Raw genomic sequence first — 429 nt, forward strand, 5'->3', positions numbered from 1 at the left:
TTTAATTTATCTAGCGTTTCATAAACTAAACTCATTTTTAAGCTAGTTGAGAAGTGATGTGCAACAATCTCGCCGGTAGCACCATCCTTAACAGCTGAAAGATAGGCCCATTGTCCACTTCCATACGGAAGATAAGTGATATCTGTGAGAAATACTTTGTACGGGATACCTTGATCAAACTGACGATTGACAAGGTTTTTCTTGGTAGCATTTTCTTGGGTTGCCTTCATCATTTTACGGTATGGTTTCGCCGCTCGTATTGATGATATGATGTTATTCTTACGCAAAATTCTTCTGATTTTTTTATGATTCATTACTATATCGTATTCAGCTTCTAACGCCATTTTTATTTCATCAATCCCACACTTGTGCTTATCCAGAAAAATTCTATATAACAATTGGAAATCTTCCCAATCATTTCGATCACGC

1 protein-coding gene is annotated in these 429 nt (G+C 36.1%); it reads right to left on the reverse strand.

Going from position 1 to position 429, the window contains the following annotated elements; translation table 11 throughout:
- The coding region (locus tag EF384_RS09660; protein ID WP_233570096.1) for an IS3 family transposase at positions 1-398 on the reverse strand (398 nt) is incomplete at its 3' end.
- Between the last annotated feature and the right edge of the window lie 31 nt (positions 399-429).

The organism is Aerococcus agrisoli (assembly GCF_003797145.1).
Taxonomy (GTDB): Bacteria; Bacillota; Bacilli; order Lactobacillales; family Aerococcaceae; genus Aerococcus; species Aerococcus agrisoli.